Origin of the sequence: Streptomyces tubercidicus, from assembly GCF_027497495.1 — a bacterium.
GTDB lineage: Bacteria > Actinomycetota > Actinomycetes > Streptomycetales > Streptomycetaceae > Streptomyces > Streptomyces tubercidicus.
In genome coordinates, this window is record NZ_CP114205.1 from 1,607,289 (window position 1) to 1,623,860 (window position 16,572).

Annotated in this window: 13 protein-coding genes; 5 read left to right on the forward strand and 8 right to left on the reverse strand. The window is 71.1% G+C overall.

Annotated elements, in window-relative coordinates; all coding sequences use genetic code 11:
* Positions 1-76: 76 nt before the first annotated feature.
* Positions 77-1,618, reverse strand: coding sequence for an AMP-binding protein (locus STRTU_RS06920; protein WP_159742733.1), 1,542 nt, complete (start codon positions 1,616-1,618; stop codon positions 77-79).
* Positions 1,619-1,903: 285 nt separating this feature from the next.
* On the opposite strand from STRTU_RS06920, the gene STRTU_RS06925 reads away from it, so the two are divergent.
* The gene (locus STRTU_RS06925) at positions 1,904-2,479 is read left to right on the forward strand and encodes a GNAT family N-acetyltransferase (protein ID WP_159742734.1); all 576 of its coding nucleotides are present in this window, start codon (positions 1,904-1,906) and stop codon (positions 2,477-2,479) included.
* A 44-nt stretch (positions 2,480-2,523) separates the two neighbouring features.
* On the opposite strand, the gene STRTU_RS06930 is transcribed toward STRTU_RS06925, so the two are convergent.
* On the reverse strand, positions 2,524-3,213 hold the full coding sequence (locus STRTU_RS06930; RefSeq protein ID WP_159742735.1) for a nitroreductase: 690 nt from the start codon (positions 3,211-3,213) through the stop codon (positions 2,524-2,526).
* A gap of 100 nt (positions 3,214-3,313) precedes the next feature.
* Here STRTU_RS06930 and STRTU_RS06935 point away from each other — a divergent pair, with 100 nt between their 5' ends.
* Positions 3,314-3,907: a TetR/AcrR family transcriptional regulator gene (locus STRTU_RS06935; RefSeq protein ID WP_159742736.1), complete on the forward strand. Its 594-nt coding sequence runs from the start codon at positions 3,314-3,316 to the stop codon at positions 3,905-3,907.
* Between the two features lie 60 nt (positions 3,908-3,967).
* Here STRTU_RS06935 and STRTU_RS06940 read toward each other — a convergent pair whose 3' ends face one another.
* The 6 genes from STRTU_RS06940 to STRTU_RS06965 all read right to left on the reverse strand — a co-directional run bounded on the left by STRTU_RS06940 (position 3,968) and on the right by STRTU_RS06965 (position 12,153).
* Positions 3,968-5,194 (reverse strand): GNAT family N-acetyltransferase, encoded by a 1,227-nt coding sequence (locus tag STRTU_RS06940; RefSeq protein ID WP_159746745.1) that lies wholly within the window; start codon positions 5,192-5,194, stop codon positions 3,968-3,970.
* Positions 5,195-5,326: 132 nt separating this feature from the next.
* Positions 5,327-6,613 carry an XdhC family protein gene (locus tag STRTU_RS06945; RefSeq protein ID WP_159742737.1) on the reverse strand — a complete coding sequence of 429 codons (1,287 nt, stop codon included), beginning with the start codon at positions 6,611-6,613 and terminating at the stop codon, positions 5,327-5,329.
* A gap of 38 nt (positions 6,614-6,651) precedes the next feature.
* Complete coding sequence (locus STRTU_RS06950) at positions 6,652-8,109, reverse strand: NCS2 family permease (RefSeq protein WP_159742738.1); 1,458 nt, start codon at positions 8,107-8,109, stop codon at positions 6,652-6,654.
* Between the two features lie 152 nt (positions 8,110-8,261).
* Entirely contained in the window at positions 8,262-10,673 is a 2,412-nt protein-coding gene (locus tag STRTU_RS06955; RefSeq protein ID WP_159742739.1) for a xanthine dehydrogenase family protein molybdopterin-binding subunit, read from the reverse strand.
* Between the two features lie 5 nt (positions 10,674-10,678).
* Positions 10,679-11,275, reverse strand: a complete 597-nt coding sequence (locus tag STRTU_RS06960) for a (2Fe-2S)-binding protein (protein ID WP_159742740.1) — start codon at positions 11,273-11,275, stop codon at positions 10,679-10,681.
* Positions 11,266-12,153 (reverse strand): FAD binding domain-containing protein, encoded by an 888-nt coding sequence (locus STRTU_RS06965; protein WP_159742741.1) that lies wholly within the window; start codon positions 12,151-12,153, stop codon positions 11,266-11,268. The genes STRTU_RS06960 and STRTU_RS06965 overlap by 10 nt, the downstream gene beginning before the upstream one ends.
* A gap of 259 nt (positions 12,154-12,412) precedes the next feature.
* On the opposite strand from STRTU_RS06965, the gene STRTU_RS06970 reads away from it, so the two are divergent.
* The 3 genes from STRTU_RS06970 (at position 12,413) to STRTU_RS06980 (ending at position 16,560) form a co-directional block, all read left to right on the forward strand.
* The gene (locus tag STRTU_RS06970) at positions 12,413-14,128 is read left to right on the forward strand and encodes a PucR family transcriptional regulator (RefSeq protein WP_159742742.1); all 1,716 of its coding nucleotides are present in this window, start codon (positions 12,413-12,415) and stop codon (positions 14,126-14,128) included.
* Positions 14,129-14,394: 266 nt separating this feature from the next.
* Entirely contained in the window at positions 14,395-15,249 is an 855-nt protein-coding gene (locus tag STRTU_RS06975; protein ID WP_371873668.1) for a hypothetical protein, read from the forward strand.
* Between the two features lie 435 nt (positions 15,250-15,684).
* The gene (locus STRTU_RS06980; RefSeq protein WP_246240179.1) at positions 15,685-16,560 is read left to right on the forward strand and encodes a hypothetical protein; all 876 of its coding nucleotides are present in this window, start codon (positions 15,685-15,687) and stop codon (positions 16,558-16,560) included.
* Positions 16,561-16,572: the final 12 nt, after the last annotated feature.

Here is a 16,572-nt window from a genome sequence, read left to right on the forward strand (position 1 = left end):
GAGCACGCAGGCGCAGCTGACGAGTGCCTCTCTCGACATGCCTTGGGCACCCGCCGCTTCATGCGGGCTCGACCGGTCAGTTGACTCCCCGGTCATGCCCGGACCAATACGGCTGGCGGAGCTTGAACTTCTGGATTTTGCCGGTGGCCGTGCGGGGGATCGCGTCGCGGAATTCGACGGAGGTCGGAGCCTTGTAGCCGGCCAAGTGCCGCTTGCAGTGGGCGATGATGTCGGACTCCTCGGCCGTCGCCCCTTCGGCGAGGACCACCAGGGCCTTGATCGTCTCGCCCCACTTCTCGTGCGGCACGCCGATCACGGCGACCTCGGCGACCGCCGGGTGACTGAAGATGGTGTCCTCCACCTCGATCGACGACACGTTCTCGCCGCCGGTGATGATGACGTCCTTCTTCCGGTCGGAGATCGTGAGGTGGCCGTCGGCAGGGTCCAGGGTGCCGCCGTCGCCGGTGTGGAACCAGTCGTCCTCAAGGGCCGCCGAGGTCTCCTCCGGCTTGTCCCAGTACCCGTCGAGCACCGTATTCGAGCGGGCCAGGACCTCACCGGAGTCGGAGATCTTCAGCTTGACGCCGAGCGCGGGCAGCCCCGCACGGGACAGCTTGCGTGCCCGCTCCCCGGCGGGAAGGTCCGCGTCGCCCGGCTGGGACCGGTTGAAGGTGAGGAGTGGCGACGTCTCGGTGAGGCCGTAGATCTGGGTGAACTCCCAGCCCAGTTCCTCACCCATGCGTGCGATCGTCGCGCTCGGCGGCGGCGCCCCCGCGCAGACCACGCGTACGCGGTCGCGCCCCGGGATCTCGCCAGGCCAGTTTGCCGCAGCGTTGAGGACGGCATTCCACACAGCGGGCGCACCGCACATGAGGGTGACGCCGTGCTCCTCGACCCGCCGCAGGATCTCCGTGCCGTCGACCTTGCGCAGCACCACTTGTTTGACGCCGAGTCCGGCCATCACGTACGGCATCCCCCAGCCGTTGCAGTGGAACATCGGCAGCGTGTGCATATAGACGTCGCGCTCCCACACGCGGGTGTGCAGGGCGAAGGTCAGGCCGTTGACCCAGATGTTGCGGTGGGTGAGCTGCACGCCCTTGGGGCGGGCGGTGGTGCCCGATGTGTAGTTGATCGTCGCGGTGGCGTCCTCGTCCGGGTGCGACCACGGGCGCGGATCCACGCCGAACCGCATCAGCTCGGACTCGGTCTGCTCGCCGAGCACAAAGCGGTGCCGCGCCTCAAGGCCGGCCAGTGCCTCCTCCAGCTCCGGGTCGATGAGCACGACCGAGGCCCCGCTCTGCCGGACGAGGTATTCGACCTCTTCGCGCCTGAGGCGGAAGTTCACCGGGACACAGATGCGGCCGCTCATCGGCACCGCGAACAGCAGCTCCAGCAGGCGGGTGGAGTTGTGGCTGACCACCGCCACCCGCTCCCCCTCACCGACCCCGAGGGCGTCCAGGCCCGCCTGCCAGGCACGGACCCGTTCGGCGAACCGCCCATACGTCGATACGGGTACCGGCGGGGCGGGCTGCTGCGGTTCGTCGACCACCCCCGGGCTCTCGCGAAAGCCCAGGTCGGCACGGTCAAGGAAATCCGCGATCGTCATCGGTGTCCGCATGCTTTCTCCTGTGTCCGGAGGGATACGGTGCAAACACGCCTGGAAGTGGAAAGTGAGGCCGAGCAGTCGCCCGACGCCAGCAGTTTCACCGCGGCAACGGCACGTGCAGCAGCCGATTCCGCGACGGCAACGGTCAAGCAGTCAGACGCAAGGGAAAGGTAATGCCTCCTCCGCGCTGTCGCGACTGCGGCGGGCCGACGGACTGGCGGTGGCGGTCTGCGGTGCGGCGCTCCCCGCCCAGTCAATGCCCTTGCCGCGGTGCCACCGCCCGGACATCATCCCCCCATGATCGATGCCACCGCACTCGCCGAGAAACCGGTGCTCACCGGCGCCCGGGTCCGTCTCGTACCGCTGTCGGCCCGGCATGCGGCCGCCTTCCACACCGCGTGCCAGGACCCGGAGATGCGCCGGCTGACCGGGACCCACCACGACTTCACGCTTACGGAGTTGCAGGCGTGGTGTGCCGGAAGCGCCGAGCAGGCGGACCGTCTGGACCTCGCCATCGAGGACCGGGAGAGCGGTGCCTTCCTGGGTGAGCTCGCCCTGAGCCAGATCGATCCGCCGAACGCGCACGGGAGCTTCCGGATCGCCCTCGTCCCGGACGCCACCGACCGCGGGATCGGCAGCGAGGCGACGCGGCTGCTGCTCGACTATGCCTTCGAGCGGGTGCGCCTGCATCGCGTCCAGTTGGAGGTCTTCGACTACAACCCGCGTGCCCGGCGGGCGTATGAGAAGTGCGGCTTCGAGGTGGAGGGGCGGATGCGTGAGGCCCTGTACTGGGACGGCGCATGGCATGACGTGCTGGTGATGGCGGCGCTGCGGTCAGGGTGGACGGCGGACGCCGGCGCGGGCACGGGCTGAGAGCCGGGACGGACGGGCACGCCAACACCCGAAGGAGGCGCCCGCTAGATATGGAAGGCAGTGGTTGCTTCCAGGGCGGCTCGCTTGGTCGTGACTTGGTTCACCGGTGCGGTCGGGTCGGCGTAGCCGAAGGAGACGCCGACGAGCAGCTTTCCTTCGGTGACGCCTAGTTCGGTGCGGATGGTGTCGCCGTAGAAGCTGAGCAGGCCCTGCGGGCAACTGTCCACGCCGTAGGCGGTCATGGCCAGGAGCAGGGTTTGCATGTAGGCGCCGACGTCGGCGGCCAGTCGCGCCCCGCCGTCGCCGGTGACGAACAGGAACGCGGCATGTGGTGCGCCGTAGAAGTGCAGGCTCTGCGCATCGTAGGCCGCGCGTGCCGCGTGGTCATCAGGGCCGATGCCCAGCGCTCCGTACAGGTCGGCGCCGAACGCCGCCCGCCGCTCCTGGTGGACGGGTGCGTACATGCCCTCGGAGTACGGGAAGTCGGCCGAGGTGCGCTGTTCGGCGTGGGCCGTCTGCACGGCGTGCGCCAGGCGTTCGAGCCGGGCGCCGCCGACGACCTCGATGCGCCACGGTTGTGCGTTGGCGTTGGACGGCGCGGCGCCCGCCAGGGAGAAGATCGCGCGCAGGGTGTGCTCGGGCACGGCTTCCGGGCGGAACGCGCGCGTCGCGTGGCGGCCGCGAATCAGCTTCTCCGCGTAGTCGCTCAGCTCGGTGGAGACCGGTCCGCTCATGGAACTCTCCTCAAGAGTGTGTAAGTAAACGGTGTCGTTTACTTACGGGGACGCTAGCAAGCCCACCCCTCTTAAGTAAACGAGAACGTATACTTCGCTTATGACTACGGTGCCGACGGCGTCTCGGCGACAGGGACGCGGAGGGCGCGAGCGCATCCTGGCGGCCGCCGCCCAACTCTTCGCCGTCCAGGGGATCAACGCGACCGGCATGGAACAGGTCGCAGAGCAGGCGCCGGTGTCCAAGCGCACGCTCTATGCGCACTTTCGGACCAAGAGCGACCTGGTCATCGCCCATCTGCAAGACCTCGCCTCGACGGGCCACACCCTGGAGAGCGCGCTGACCCGCGAGGACGTCCCGGCGAGGGAACGGATCCTCGGACTGTTCGCCCAGCCTGCGGCGGACGCGGCTCCGGTACGCGGATGCCCCTTCATCGACGCCGCCGCGGAGTTCCCCGACCCGCAGAGCGCGGTCCATTCCTACGCCCGTGAACAGAAACTGCTGATGGTGCGGCTGGTCACCGCGCTGGTGACGGAACTGGGCTGCCGCGAGCCCGCCGCACTCGCCGAGCAGCTGGTCACCCTCGCGGACGGGGCCGCCAGCCGCGCCATGGTGCTGAGCGACGCGGACTACGGCCGGCATGCGCGGGCAGCGGCCGAAGTCCTCCTGGACAACGCTCTACCGGGCACGAGCTGACGAGGACGCGCCCCCGTCCGAACGAGGCCGCCCAGTCCCCCACGGGACCGCCCTTAGTCCTCAGTCCTCCCCGGTGAAAGGCAGCCACTCCGTCTCCAGTGCGGCGTCCAGGCGGCGGGCCGCCCCCGGGGTGTGTTCGGTGACTAGGCCGGCCTGGACGAAGCGGCGCAGCGGCGTACCGCCGAGATAGCATGAGGCCAACTCCCGGACGTCCAGGGAGAGATCGGGTGAGTCGTCGGTGGGGAGCCAGGTGGCGCCGTCGGGGCCGGTGGTCAGTCGGAAGCGGCCCGCGTTGACCGGCAGGGCGGTGTCGCGCAGATCGAGGACGAGGTCGACGGGGGCCGCCCAGGAACGGGCGGTCAGCGCGGTGCGGACGTCCACGAGCCGGAGCCACAGGGAGGGTTCCTGGGCGGTGACGCGTACCTGGTCGCGGTCGGTGACGAGGTGCAGGAGCGGGTCGTCGGCGGGGCGGGCCGGTATGTGGACCGTCGAGGTGAGGTCGATCGAGGCGAGGTAGGACCACAGGGCGGCGGCGACCGGTGCGGTATCCGCCTCCAGTTCCTCGACGCGGACCGCTCCGGGGCGGTTCTCGCCCGGGCCGCGGGTGCGGTAGACGGCATAACCGGCGGGGACCTCGCCGCGCTCACCCAGCGCCACCACCCGCGCCGCGCCGAACCCGTCGCGGTCGTCGCCGGAGCGGGCTCCGTCGAGGTCCAGCACCTGCCTGCGCCACCATGTCGCATCGCGGGTGAAGCGGCCGGCGCGCTGCGGCAGGGTCGCGTCATAGCGCGGGCCCAGCACGGCGGGCACGTCGGCCGGGTCGAGCAGCCGCAGCGGGCGGGTGTCGGGGGTGACGCGGAGAGCGAGCGGGCGCGAGGAGTCGAGCTCCATGCGGTACGACTCGGTGGCGGCGCCGAAGCCGTAGCGGCCGTAGATCGCGCTCTCGGACGGCCAGAGACAGGCCACCGGCCGGCCTTCGGCGGCACAGCGGCGCCAGAGCTCGTCCATCATCGAGGTGAGGACTCCGCGGCGCCGGTGGGTGGGCGCGACGGAGACGAAGTCCACGGCGGCGCACGGGAGTTGACCGCCCGGGACGGAGAGGGTGAGACGGTGCGCGCCGGCCACCCCGCTCAGCTGCCCGTCGTCGTAGGCGGCGAAGCGGGAGCTGGCCCGCAGCATTTCCCGGTGGTACGCGCGGGTCTTGTCGGGGAGGGTGAAATGGAAGGCGAGATGGATCAGGTCCAGTGCCTGGTCGAGGTCGGACTCGGGGAGTTCCCGGACGTCCATGGCCGTACGCGCGTCGTCATCACTGGTCACCCGGGGACGCTAACCCGGGGCCCGGGAAGCTTCACCCTGTTTTTGCGGCGCCCCCGCGACGCGCCATACGCCCCGGGGCCCACGCCCCGCCCCGCGCCGCCCTCAAGCCACCGACCCGATCCGCCCCAGCGTCCGCCCCGTGTCGTGGTGGATGGGGGTGTGCGCGCCGGTCAGAGGGATGCCGGTGCCGCCGCGGCGGTTGGCGACGATCTCGGCGGCGATGGACAGGGCGGTCTCCTCCGGGGTGCGCGCGCCGAGGTCGAGTCCGATGGGTGAGCGCAGCCGGTTCAGTTCGAGTTCGGTCAGGCCGACGTCCCGCAGCCGCTGCTGGCGGTCCAGGTGGGTGCGGCGCGAGCCCATCGCGCCGACGTAGGCGACCGGGAGCCTGAGCGCCCGTTCCAGCAGCGGGACATCGAACTTGGCGTCATGGGTCAGCACGCACAGCACCGTGCGGGAGTCGAGCTGCTGGGAGTCCAGGTAGCGGTGCGGCCAGTCGACGACGATCTCGTCAGCGTCCGGGAAGCGGGTCCTGGTGGCGAAGACGGGGCGGGCGTCGCAGACCGTGACGTGGTAGTTGAGGAACTTGCCGACCCTGACCAGCGCGGCGGCGAAGTCGATGGCGCCGAAGACGATCATGCGCGGCGGCGGGACGGCGGATTCGACGAGGAGGACGACGGGACGGCCGCAGCGCGAACCGGTCCGCTGTGCGCCGTCGTCGCTCTCCGCTTCCTCCCCGGGCGTGAAGCCCGTGCCGATCTCCAGGCTGGTGGTGCGCCCGGCGTCCAGCAGGGCCCGGGTCTCCTCGATCGCGGTGTGGTCGAGGGCGGGGTGGCCGCCGAGGGTGCCGGTGTGGCTGCCGTCGGCACGCACCAGCAGCGCGCGGCCGAGAAGCCCGGCGGGGCCCTGCACGACCCGGGTGACCGCCGCCGCCTCTCCGGACGCGGCGGCGGCCAGCCCGGCGGCGAGCGTGGCGGCGGTGTTGTCCCCTCGCTGGTCCCCCCGCTCGCCCGCCCCATCGGCGCCCCGCTCGTCAACCCGCTCCCCCGCGAGGCCACCGTCAGCCGTCGCGGGCGCGCCCGCCCGTACCGGCTGAACAAGGATGTCGATCACGCCCCCGCAGGTCAGCCCCACGGCGAAGGCATCCTCATCGCTGTAACCAAAGCGCTCCAGAACCGGCTCCCCCGTCTGCAGCGCCTCCTGGCACAGCTCATACACCGCCCCCTCGACACATCCGCCGGAGACCGACCCGATCGCATGGCCGTCACTGTCGACGGCCAGCGCGGCCCCGGGCTGGCGGGGTGCGCTGCCGTTGGTGGCCACCACCGTGGCCACCGCGAATGCGCGGCCCTGCTCGACCCACCGGTGCAGCTCTTCGGCGATGTCCAGCATGTCGGTCTCCTAACGGATGGGAGGGAGCGGGCGGGCGGTTACTTGACGCCCAGCCACTCCTCGATCGGATGGAGCGAGAAGTAAACGGTGAAGATGGCGGTCAGCACCCACATGAAGGCACCCACCTCGCGGCCTTTGCCCTGGGCCGCCTTGATGGCGGTGTAGGCGATGACACCGGCGCCGACGCCCGCGGTGATGCTGTAGGTGAACGGCATCAGGGCCACGGTCAGGAAGACCGGGATGGACACCGAGCGGTCGCGCCAGTCCACCTGCCCGGCGGCGCTCATCATCATCGAGCCGATGACGACGAGGGCGGCCGAGGCCACCTGGGCCGGGACGAGCTGGGTGACCGGCGTGAAGAACAGGCAGGCCGCGAAGAACAGGCCGGTGATGACGGACGACAGGCCGGTACGGGCCCCCTCGCCGACGCCGCTCGCCGACTCGATGAACACGGTCTGGCCGGACGCCCCGGCGACACCGCCGATGGCACCGCCCGCGCCGTCCACGAACAGCGCCTTGGACAGGCCCGGCATCCGGCCCTTGTCGTCGGCGAGCTGTGCTTCGGTGCCGACGCCGATGATGGTGGCCATGGCGTCGAAGAACCCGGCCAGCACCAGGGTGAAGACGATCATGCCGACGCCGAGCGCGCCGATGGAACTCCAGCCGCCGAACTCGACATGACCGAAGAGCCCGAAGTCGGGCATCGCGACGGCGCTGCCGGTCAGCTCCGGGGGTGTGCCGCCCCAGTCCTTGGCCGTCAGCCCGCCGATCCTGGTGGCGGCGATGGACAGCACACTGCCGACGACGATGCCGATGAGAATGGCGCCGGGCACCTTACGGGCCTGCAGCATGAAGATCAGCAGCAGTGTGACGCAGAAGAACAGGACCGGCCAGCCGGACAGCTGCCCGTCGATGCCGAGGGTGAGCGGGCCGCCCTCCCCCTTGCCCACGAAACCGGCCTTCACCAGCCCCAGCAGCGCGACGAACATCCCGATGCCCATGGTGATCGCGTGCTTGAGCGCGAGCGGGATGGCGTTCATGATCATCTCGCGCAGGCCGGTGACCACCAGCAGGCAGATCACCACGCCGTAGATCACACACATCCCCATGGCCTGCGGCCAGGTCATGTTCGGGACGACCTGGGCGGTCAGCGCGGCGGAGACATTCAGACCGGCCGCCAGCGCCAGCGGCACCTTGCCGATGAAGCCCATCAGCAGCGTGGAGACCGCCGCCGCGAGCGCGGTCGCGGTGACCACACCGGCATGCGCGAGGGTGTTCTTCTCCACGTCCGGCGTCGAGAGGATCAGCGGGTTGAGCAGCAGGATGTAGCACATCGCCATGAAGGTGGTGATGCCGCCGCGCACCTCTTGCGCGACCGTCGATCCTCTGTCGGATATGTGGAAATACCGGTCCAGCCAGGAGCGGCCGGCCGGCTGACGTGAGCCGGCGCCCGCGTCTTCCGCCGTCGTCCTCGGCTCGGTGGACTGCTGGGTCATGGTGCCTTACTCCCAAGGTTCACAGGGGCACTCGCACCAGGTGCGAGATTTGGGATGGATCTTCGGCTGCACGACCCGGGGGACGGCCCGAGGCGAACGGGGGTGCTGGCTCCGGCGGACCGGAGCAGCAACTGCGTGGTGCGGGGTCCTCTCTAGGTGCCGGTGAGGTGCTCGGGCCGCACCGGCGTCTTGTTGAGCTCCAGCCCGGTCGCGTCCCGGATCGCCGCGAGGACGGCCGGGGTGGACGACAGGGTGGGGGCCTCGCCGATACCGCGCAGCCCGTACGGGGCGTGCTCGTCGGCGAGTTCGAGCACATCGACCGGGATGGTCGGGGTGTCGAGAATCGTGGGGATGAGGTAGTCGGTGAAGGAGGGGTTCTTCACCTTCGCGGTCTTGGGGTCGACGATGATCTCCTCCATCACCGCCACGCCCAGGCCCTGGGTGGTACCGCCCTGGATCTGGCCGACGACGGACAGCGGGTTGAGCGCCTTGCCGACGTCCTGGGCGCAGGCCAGCTCGATGACCTTGACCAGGCCGAGTTCGGTGTCCACCTCGACGACCGCGCGGTGGGCGGCGAAGGAGTACTGGACATGACCGTTGCCCTGGCCGGTCCGCAGGTCGAGGGGCTCGGTCGGGCGGTGCCGCCACTCCAGCTCCAGATCGACCGCCTCGCCCTCCAGGACGTCCGCCAGCGTGGCGAGGACCTCGCCGCCGTCGGTGACGACCTTGCCGCCCTCCAGCAGGAGTTCGGCTGTGGCCCACGCCGGGTGGTACGTACCGAACTTGCGCCGGCCGATGCCGAGTACCTGCTCGCGGACGTGCTCACAGGTGTTCTTGACCGCGCCGCCGGTGACATACGTCTGGCGGGAGGCGGAGGTCGAACCCGCCGAGCCGACCTGGGTGTCGGCCGGCTGGATGGTGACCTGCTGGACCCCCAGCTCCGTACGGGCGATCTGGGCGTGGACGGTGACCCCGCCCTGGCCGACCTCCGCCATCGCGGTGTGGACCGTGGCGACCGGCTCGCCGCCGACGACCTCCATCCGCACCCGGGCGGTGGAGTAGTCGTCGAAGCCCTCGGAGAAGCCGACGTTCTTGATGCCGACGGCGTAGCCGACACCGCGGACCACGCCCTCGCCGTGGGTGGTGTTGGACAGCCCGCCGGGCAGCGCACGGACATCGGCGCCCGCACCGGCCGTCAGCCACTGCTGCTCCGGCGGGAGCGGCATCGCCTTGACGCGGCGGAGGAGTTCGGCGACCGGCGCCGGGGAGTCGACCGGCTGGCCGGTGGGCATGATCGTGCCCTGCTCCATGGCGTTGAGCTGCCGGAACTCGACGGGGTCCATGCCCAGCTTCTTGGCGACCTTGTCCATCTGCGCCTCGTACGCGAAGCACGCCTGGACCGCGCCGAAGCCGCGCATCGCGCCGCAGGGCGGGTTGTTGGAGTACAGCGCGATGGCCTCGATGTCGACGTCGTCGACCACGTACGGGCCGACGGCGAGCGAGGAGGCGTTGCCGACCACGGCCGGGGAGGCGGAGGCATAGGCGCCGCCGTCCAGCACGATCCGGCACTTGAGGTGGGTGAGCTTGCCGTCCTTGGTGGCGCCGTGCTCGTACCAGAGCTTCGCCGGGTGCCGGTGGACGTGCCCGAAGAAGGACTCGAAGCGGTTATAGACGATCTTGACGGGTTTGCCGGTGCGCAGCGCCAGGAGGCAGGCGTGGATCTGCATCGACAGGTCCTCGCGGCCGCCGAACGCGCCGCCGACGCCGGACAGCGTCATCCGCACCTTCTCCTCGGGCAGGCCGAGGACGGGCGCGATCTGGCGGAGGTCGGAGTGCAGCCACTGGGTGGCCACATACAGATCGACACCGCCGTCCTCACCGGGCACCGCGAGCCCGGACTCCGGGCCGAGGAACGCCTGGTCCTGCATGCCGAAGACATACTCGCCGGAGACGATGACATCGGCCTTCTTGGCGGCCTCGGCGGCGTTGCCGCGGATGATCGGCTGGCGGTGGACGATGTTGGGGTGCGGTACGTGCCCGATGTGGTGGTCGGTGCGGTGCTCGTGGACCAGCGGGGCGCCCTCGGCGGTGGCGGTGGCCTCGTCGGTGACGAGCGGCAGCTCGGCGTACTCGATCCTGATCTTGGCGGCGGCGCGGCGCGCGGTCTCCGGGTGGTCGGCGGCGACCAGCGCCACCGGCTCACCGTGGTGGCGCACCTTCCCGTGGGCGAGAACCGGCGTGTCCTGGATCTCCAGGCCGTAGTTCTTCACGTCGGTGGGCAGGTCGTCGTAGGTCAGGACGGAGTAGACACCCGGGGTCGCCAGTGCCTCGGCGGTGTCGATCGAGACGATCTCGGCATGGGCGACGGTGGAGCGCAGGGTGAAGCCCCACAGCATGTCCTCGTGCCACATGTCCGAGGAGTAGGCGAATTCGCCGGTCACCTTGAGGGTGCCGTCGGGCCGCAGCGTGGACTCGCCGATACCGGCCTTGGTCTTGCCGCCCTGGGTGAGGTTGGTGGGGGCGCGGTCCGGAGCCGTGGCGGCTCGTGGCGGTGTGCCGGTCATGATGCTCAGGCCCCCTGTCCGGCGGTGTGCTGCTCGCCGCGGGCGGCCGCGAGCCGGACCGCGTCGAGGATCTTCTCGTAGCCCGTGCAGCGGCACAGGTTGCCCGACAGCGCCTCGCGGATATCGGCGTCCGACGGGGAGTCGTTGCGCTCCAGCAGTTCATCCGCGGCGACCAGCAGGCCCGGGGTGCAGAAACCGCACTGGACGGCGCCGGCGTCGATGAACGCCTGCTGGATCGGGGCGAGTTCGGCGTGCTCGCCGGTCTGTGAGTCGGTGGGCCGGGCCTGCCACTGCTGGGCCTCGTCGAGGCCGGTGCCGCAGACACCGGAGGCACAGCCGCCCTCGGCGCGCTGCCTGGCGAAGTCCGCCAGCCCCTCGACGGTCACCACATCGCGGCCCTCCACCTGGCCGGCGGCGACCAGACAGGAGCACACCGGCACCCCGTCCAGCCGGACCGTGCAGGAACCGCACTCGCCCTGCTCACAGGCGTTCTTGGAGCCCGGCAGGCCCATCCGCTCCCGGAGGACGTACAGCAGGCTCTCGCCTTCCCAGACGTCATCGGCCTCCTGGCGGCGGCCGTTGACGGTGAATGTCACGCGCACTGTGCGCTCCTCTCCTTGCCGCGGTAGGACTCCCAGGTCCAGCCGAGGGTGCGGCGCGCCATGATGCCGACCGCGTGCCGGCGGTACCTGGCGCTGCCGCGCACATCGTCGATCGGGTTGCAGGCCCCGGAGGCGAGCTGCGCGAACTGCTTGGCCACGGACGGCGGGATGGCGGCGCCGGACTCCCAGAAGCCGCCCTCCTCCAGCGCCGCCGTGAGGAAGTCCTCCGCCTCACGGGCCCGTACGGGGGTGGGCGCGGCGGAACCGATGCCGGTACGCACCGTGCGGGTCTCCGGATGCAGCGCGATGCCGAAGGCGCACACCGCGATGACCATGGCATTACGGGTGCCGACCTTGGAGAACTGCTGCGGTCCGTCGGCCTTCGGCAGCTGCACCGAGCGGATCAGCTCGTCGGGCTCCATGGCGTTGCGCTTGACGCCGACATAGAAGTCGTCGATCGGGATCAGCCGGCGGCCCCGTACGGACTCGACCTCGACCGCACCGCCCGAGGCGAGCAGCGCGGGGTGCGCGTCGCCCGCCGGGGACGCGGTGCCGAGGTTGCCGCCGACGCCGCCGCGGTTGCGGATCTGCGGGGAGGCGACCGTGTGCGACGCCAGGGCCAGGCCCGGGAGTTCGGCCCGCAGCTGCTCCATGATCTGGGTGTAGGAAACGGAGGCGCCCAGACGGACGGTCTTCTCGCCGACCTCCCACTCGCTCAGGTCACCGATGCGGTTCAGGTCGAGCAGGTACTCGGGGCGGCGGTGATCGAAGTTGATCTCGACCATCACATCCGTGCCGCCCGCGATGGGCACAGCGGTAGGGTGCTCGGCCTTGGCGGCGAGCGCCTCCTCCCAGCTGGCGGGGCGAAGGAAGTCCATGGTTGGCCTCTTCTGCGAAATCGGTCATTCGTTACTCATGGTGAGGACGCCGGGCTCACCTCGCCATGGAGCCGTTCATGTCTCGTTAACGGTTGAGCCTTAGTGAACGCGCCCCGGACCCGCCCGGTGCAGTCACCGAAACCATGAAGCGGTTGGCTGGCCACGCCCCCTGTCTTGTAGATTCGAACGAAAGACGAGGATCTGAAACCTCGCGGAATTCACCGGCAACACCAGACAGCAAAGAACGGCGGGCGAGGTCATGCGGCTCCGCGCACTCCTGGACACCCCAACCCTGGGCCTTCGGCTACTGGGGGGCGAGGACGAGCTGGACCGCACCGTACGCGGCGTGATGACCACCGACCTGCGCGATCCCAGCCGCTATCTCTCCGGCGGCGAACTGGTGCTGACGGGTCTGGCCTGGCGCCGCGCCCCCGAGGACTCCGAACGGTTCGTCCGCATCCTGGCCACCGCCGGGGTCGCCGGGCTCGCCGCGGGCGAGGCGGAGCTGGGCATGGTCCCGGACGACCTGGTGGCAGCCTGTCTCCAGCACCGGCTGCCGCTGTTCTCGGTCGTCGAGGACGTCTCGTTCGCCTCCATCACCGAGCATGTCGTCCGGCAGGTCTCCAGCGAACGGGCCGGTGACCTCGCGGCCGTGGTGGACCGTCACCGGCGCCTGATGACGTCGGGCCCCACCGGCGGCGGTCCGGAGGTGGTCCTGGACCTGCTCGGCTCCGACCTCGATCTGCGGGCCTGGGTGCTCTCCCCCACCGGCCGGCAGATCGCCGGTTCGACGCTGGCCGGCACCGGGCCCGAGCTGTCCCCCGAGCTGGCCGCCCGGCTCGCGGGCGAGCATCTGGCGGCCGCCCGCAGCGGCCGCCGCGGCCCGCACCGCGTCACGGTGGAAGGGGGCGGCGCACAGCGCCTCGATGAGGGGCGCCGGTCGGGCGACGGGCCGGGCGGGGGCACCTTCTCGCTGTTCCCGATCCGCCACGAGGGCCGTGACCTGCGCCAGACGCTGCTCAGCGACTGGCTGCTGGCCGTCGAGGCGGATGCCGGTGACTGGCCCGCGGAGCGCCTGGACCTGCTGCACGGCGTCACCCAGCTGATCGCCGTGGAACGCGACCGGCGCGATGCGGCCCGTACGGTCCGCCGCCGGCTCGCCCAGGAGGTGCTGGAGCTCGTCCAGACCGGCGCACCGCCCGCCGAGATCGCGGCCCGGCTGCGGGTGGCGGCCCCGGTGCTGCTGCCCGGACTGGGCACCGCACCGCACTGGCAGATCGTGGTGGCCAGGGTCGAGTGGGAGGACGGCGAGGTGCCCGGCGGCCAGGTGGCGCAGAGCCTGCTGGAGGAGGTGCTGGTCGACCCGGGCACCTTCGGTCCGGAGCCCTCCGACCGGATCGCCGTGGCCCACACCGGCGACGAGGCGGTGGCGCTGGTGCCGCTGCCCGTCCCGGACGAGCCCGGGGACTCCTCGGCGGCCGGTCTGCACGCCGATGCGCTGCTCTCCGTCGTCCGGGAGCCGCTCGGCCGCGGGCTGGCGGACGACGGGCGGCTGACGGTCGGCGTGAGCGCCTCGGTGCACTCGGCGGAGGGGCTGCGCGGCGCGCTGGAGGAGGCCCGGCACGCCCGCCGGGTCGCCGCCGCCCGTCCGGGCCGGGTCTGCGCCGCCGGGCACGAGGAGCTGGCCTCCCATGTGCTGCTGCTGCCGTTCGTCCCGGACGATGTCCGCCGGGCCTTTACCGCCCGCCTCCTGGACCCGCTGCGTGACTACGACCGCCGGCACCGCGCCGAGCTGATCCCCACGCTGGAGGCGTTCCTGGACTGCGACGGATCCTGGACCCGCTGCGCCGGCCGCCTCCACCTGCACGTCAACACGCTCCGCTACCGGGTGGGCCGGATCGAGCAGCTCACCGGCCGCGATCTGTCCCGCCTGGAGGACAAGCTCGACTTCTTCCTCGCACTGCGGATGAGCTGAGGGCTTCTCCTGTCAGCCGGCGGGCCCGCGCTGCGCCGTTCGGGGTAATCCGATCGGGCGGCATCGAGTGCGCGGCGGCCGGGCGCGGTGCGGTACGGCGCGCCAGATCAGCGCCGCGCCCCCTGCCAGAACCGCGCACCAGGTGATTGTGAAATCATTCACCCACCCCCTTGGCCGCACGACGGAATCCGTGCTGAGATTCGCCCACGGTCTCCAACTTCCAGCTCAATGGCGCGCTAGGGGAGGGCAATGTGGCGGATACCGCCATGTCAGGATCCGCGGATCCCGTGGATCCGGTTAGTTCTGCGGAGCCGGTATCGATCGCGGTACCGGGACCCGCATCCGCACCGGAGGTACCGGCACACGGCACGGTCGAGGGGGACAGCCCCCTCGACCGTGCCGTTTGGCGTCTGCGTTCCCGCGGCTGCTGGGACGACGCGGCCGCACTACTGGAACCGCACTCCGCCCATCACGCCCCGTCCGCGCTCCGTCGCGCCGCGCTCCTGGTGGAGCGCTGCATGTTCACGGCCACCGGCTGGGCCGCGGCCGAGGACGCGCTGCGCACCGCCGAGGCGCTGGCGCATGACGACGACGAGCGTGGCGGCGCGGCCTGCGAACGCGGCCATCTCGCCTACGCCGCCACGGTCCTGGGCGTCCGCGACCGGGCCGACGAGGCGCGCTCGGCGCTCGGCCGGGCCGCGGCGCTGCTGGCACCCACCGCACCGGGCCGCCCGCTGCTGGACTTCCGCCGCGGGCTGATGGCCGAGCACGTCGCCGACAGCCCGGACGCGGCACGCGCCGCCTACCGCCGCGCGCACGCCGGCGCCACCGCGCACGGCGACATCCTGCTGCTCTCCTTCACCTGGCGCCATCTGGCCGGACTGGCGCTGCGCGACGGCGAATTGGCCGAGGCCAGGCACGGTTTCGCCGAGTCGCTGCGGATCCGCGAGGAGCTGGGCTTCCTGATCGGCACGGCACCGGCCCTCGCCGCGCTGGCCGACGCCGCCCCGGACACCGACGCACCACGGCTCCGCGCCGAGGCCGCCCGGCTGTTCCGCCTCATGGGCGGCGTACCCACCTGGCTCGCGGACCACCTGTCCACGGGGGTCACGGCTACCTAGGCCCGGCCCCGGGATGCGCATACGACGGCCAACCACCCCGACAGCTGAGGGTGGTTGGCCGTCACCGTCCGTGACCGCTTCCGCCACCGCTTTTGTCATCGCTCTTTCCTCGTTGCCTCTTCCCTCTCCGGCCCCCGTCGTCAACCCCCCGTCGTCGGCCATGCCCGCTCGCGCTGCGATTGGCCGGATCTGGACGGTCCCCGCGGTGGATCGGCCGGGGCGTGACGGTTGACCGGCACCCCTGCGGTCGACGAGCCGGGGGAACCAGGAGGTGGGACCATGGGCGGAAGCCGTGGCCAGGGGTGTTCCATCACGCCCCACGGGCCCCGAGAATGGCCGCAAGTCGCACTGTGAGGCGGCGGCAGGGACTTGGATGCTGGTCCGTGACCAGCTGAGGACCTCACCCACTGGCACAGCCTTGACAGGAGGCCATAGATGACAGCAGGAGTGACGCATACGACCGCTGGAACCGACTGGGGCAAGGCAGATTTCGAGGCGATTTACAACTGCCCGGATCCCCGTCGGTACTTCACCACACTGCACCCCCTGGACTACCAGATTCCGCACCACGGCCAAGCGGTCTTCCGCGCCGTGGCCGAGACCCTCCAGCGGCACCGGAGTGACCGCCCGCCACTGAACGTCGTCGACCTCTGCTGCTCGTACGGGGTCAACGCCGCGCTCCTCAACCACCGGCTATCCCTGTCCGACCTCTACAGCCGGTACGCCGCGCCCGGTCCGGGCATGCCGACCACCCGCCAACTCCTCGAAGAGGACCGCACGTTCTTCGCCACCCGCCGGAACGCCGAACCCTTCCGGATCACCGGCATCGACGCGGCGGACCGCGCGGTCGGCTATGCGCGCGAGGTCGGTCTGCTCGACCACGGCTTCGCGGAGAACCTGGAGCTCGACGAGCCGAGCCCGGAGCTCCGGCGGGTGCTGGCCGGCACCGACCTGATCACCGTCACCGGCGGCGTCGGCTACATCACCGCGCGTACCTTCGGCCACCTCCTCGACCAGACGTCCGCCCCGCCGTGGGTCGCCGCGTTCGTCCTGCGCACGGTGTCCTACCAGCCCGTCTCCGCACTGCTGGCCCGAGCCGGCCTGGTGACGGAGAAGCTCACCACCCGGACCTTCCGGCAGCGCCGCTTCGCCGACGGAAGCGAACGGCAGGCGACCTTCGAGGCGCTGGCCGCCCGCGGCCTGTCCACGAAGGGCAAGGAATCCGACGGCTTCTACCACGCCGAGCTCTATCTCTCCCGGCCCGCCGCCGATGTCGCGGCGCTGCCACTGGAGGAGCTGCTCCCCGACTGAGCAGCTGTAGAG

Excerpts from the sequence above, each read along its gene's own strand:
- STRTU_RS06930 (WP_159742735.1), bottom strand. The coding sequence starts at position 3,213 with ATGAGCGGACCGGTCTCCACCGAGCTGAGCGACTACGCGGAGAAGCTG.
- STRTU_RS06940 (WP_159746745.1), bottom strand. The coding sequence starts at position 5,194 with ATGGACGTCCGGGAACTCCCCGAGTCCGACCTCGACCAGGCACTGGAC.
- STRTU_RS06955 (WP_159742739.1), bottom strand. The coding sequence starts at position 10,673 with ATGACCGGCACACCGCCACGAGCCGCCACGGCTCCGGACCGCGCCCCC.
- STRTU_RS06945 (WP_159742737.1), bottom strand. The coding sequence starts at position 6,613 with ATGCTGGACATCGCCGAAGAGCTGCACCGGTGGGTCGAGCAGGGCCGC.
- STRTU_RS06925 (WP_159742734.1), top strand. The coding sequence starts at position 1,904 with ATGATCGATGCCACCGCACTCGCCGAGAAACCGGTGCTCACCGGCGCC.
- STRTU_RS06935 (WP_159742736.1), top strand. The coding sequence starts at position 3,314 with ATGACTACGGTGCCGACGGCGTCTCGGCGACAGGGACGCGGAGGGCGC.
- STRTU_RS06975 (WP_371873668.1), top strand. The coding sequence starts at position 14,395 with ATGTCAGGATCCGCGGATCCCGTGGATCCGGTTAGTTCTGCGGAGCCG.
- STRTU_RS06970 (WP_159742742.1), top strand. The coding sequence starts at position 12,413 with ATGCGGCTCCGCGCACTCCTGGACACCCCAACCCTGGGCCTTCGGCTA.
- STRTU_RS06920 (WP_159742733.1), bottom strand. The coding sequence starts at position 1,618 with ATGCGGACACCGATGACGATCGCGGATTTCCTTGACCGTGCCGACCTG.
- STRTU_RS06980 (WP_246240179.1), top strand. The coding sequence starts at position 15,685 with ATGACAGCAGGAGTGACGCATACGACCGCTGGAACCGACTGGGGCAAG.
- STRTU_RS06950 (WP_159742738.1), bottom strand. The coding sequence starts at position 8,109 with ATGACCCAGCAGTCCACCGAGCCGAGGACGACGGCGGAAGACGCGGGC.
- STRTU_RS06965 (WP_159742741.1), bottom strand. The coding sequence starts at position 12,153 with ATGGACTTCCTTCGCCCCGCCAGCTGGGAGGAGGCGCTCGCCGCCAAG.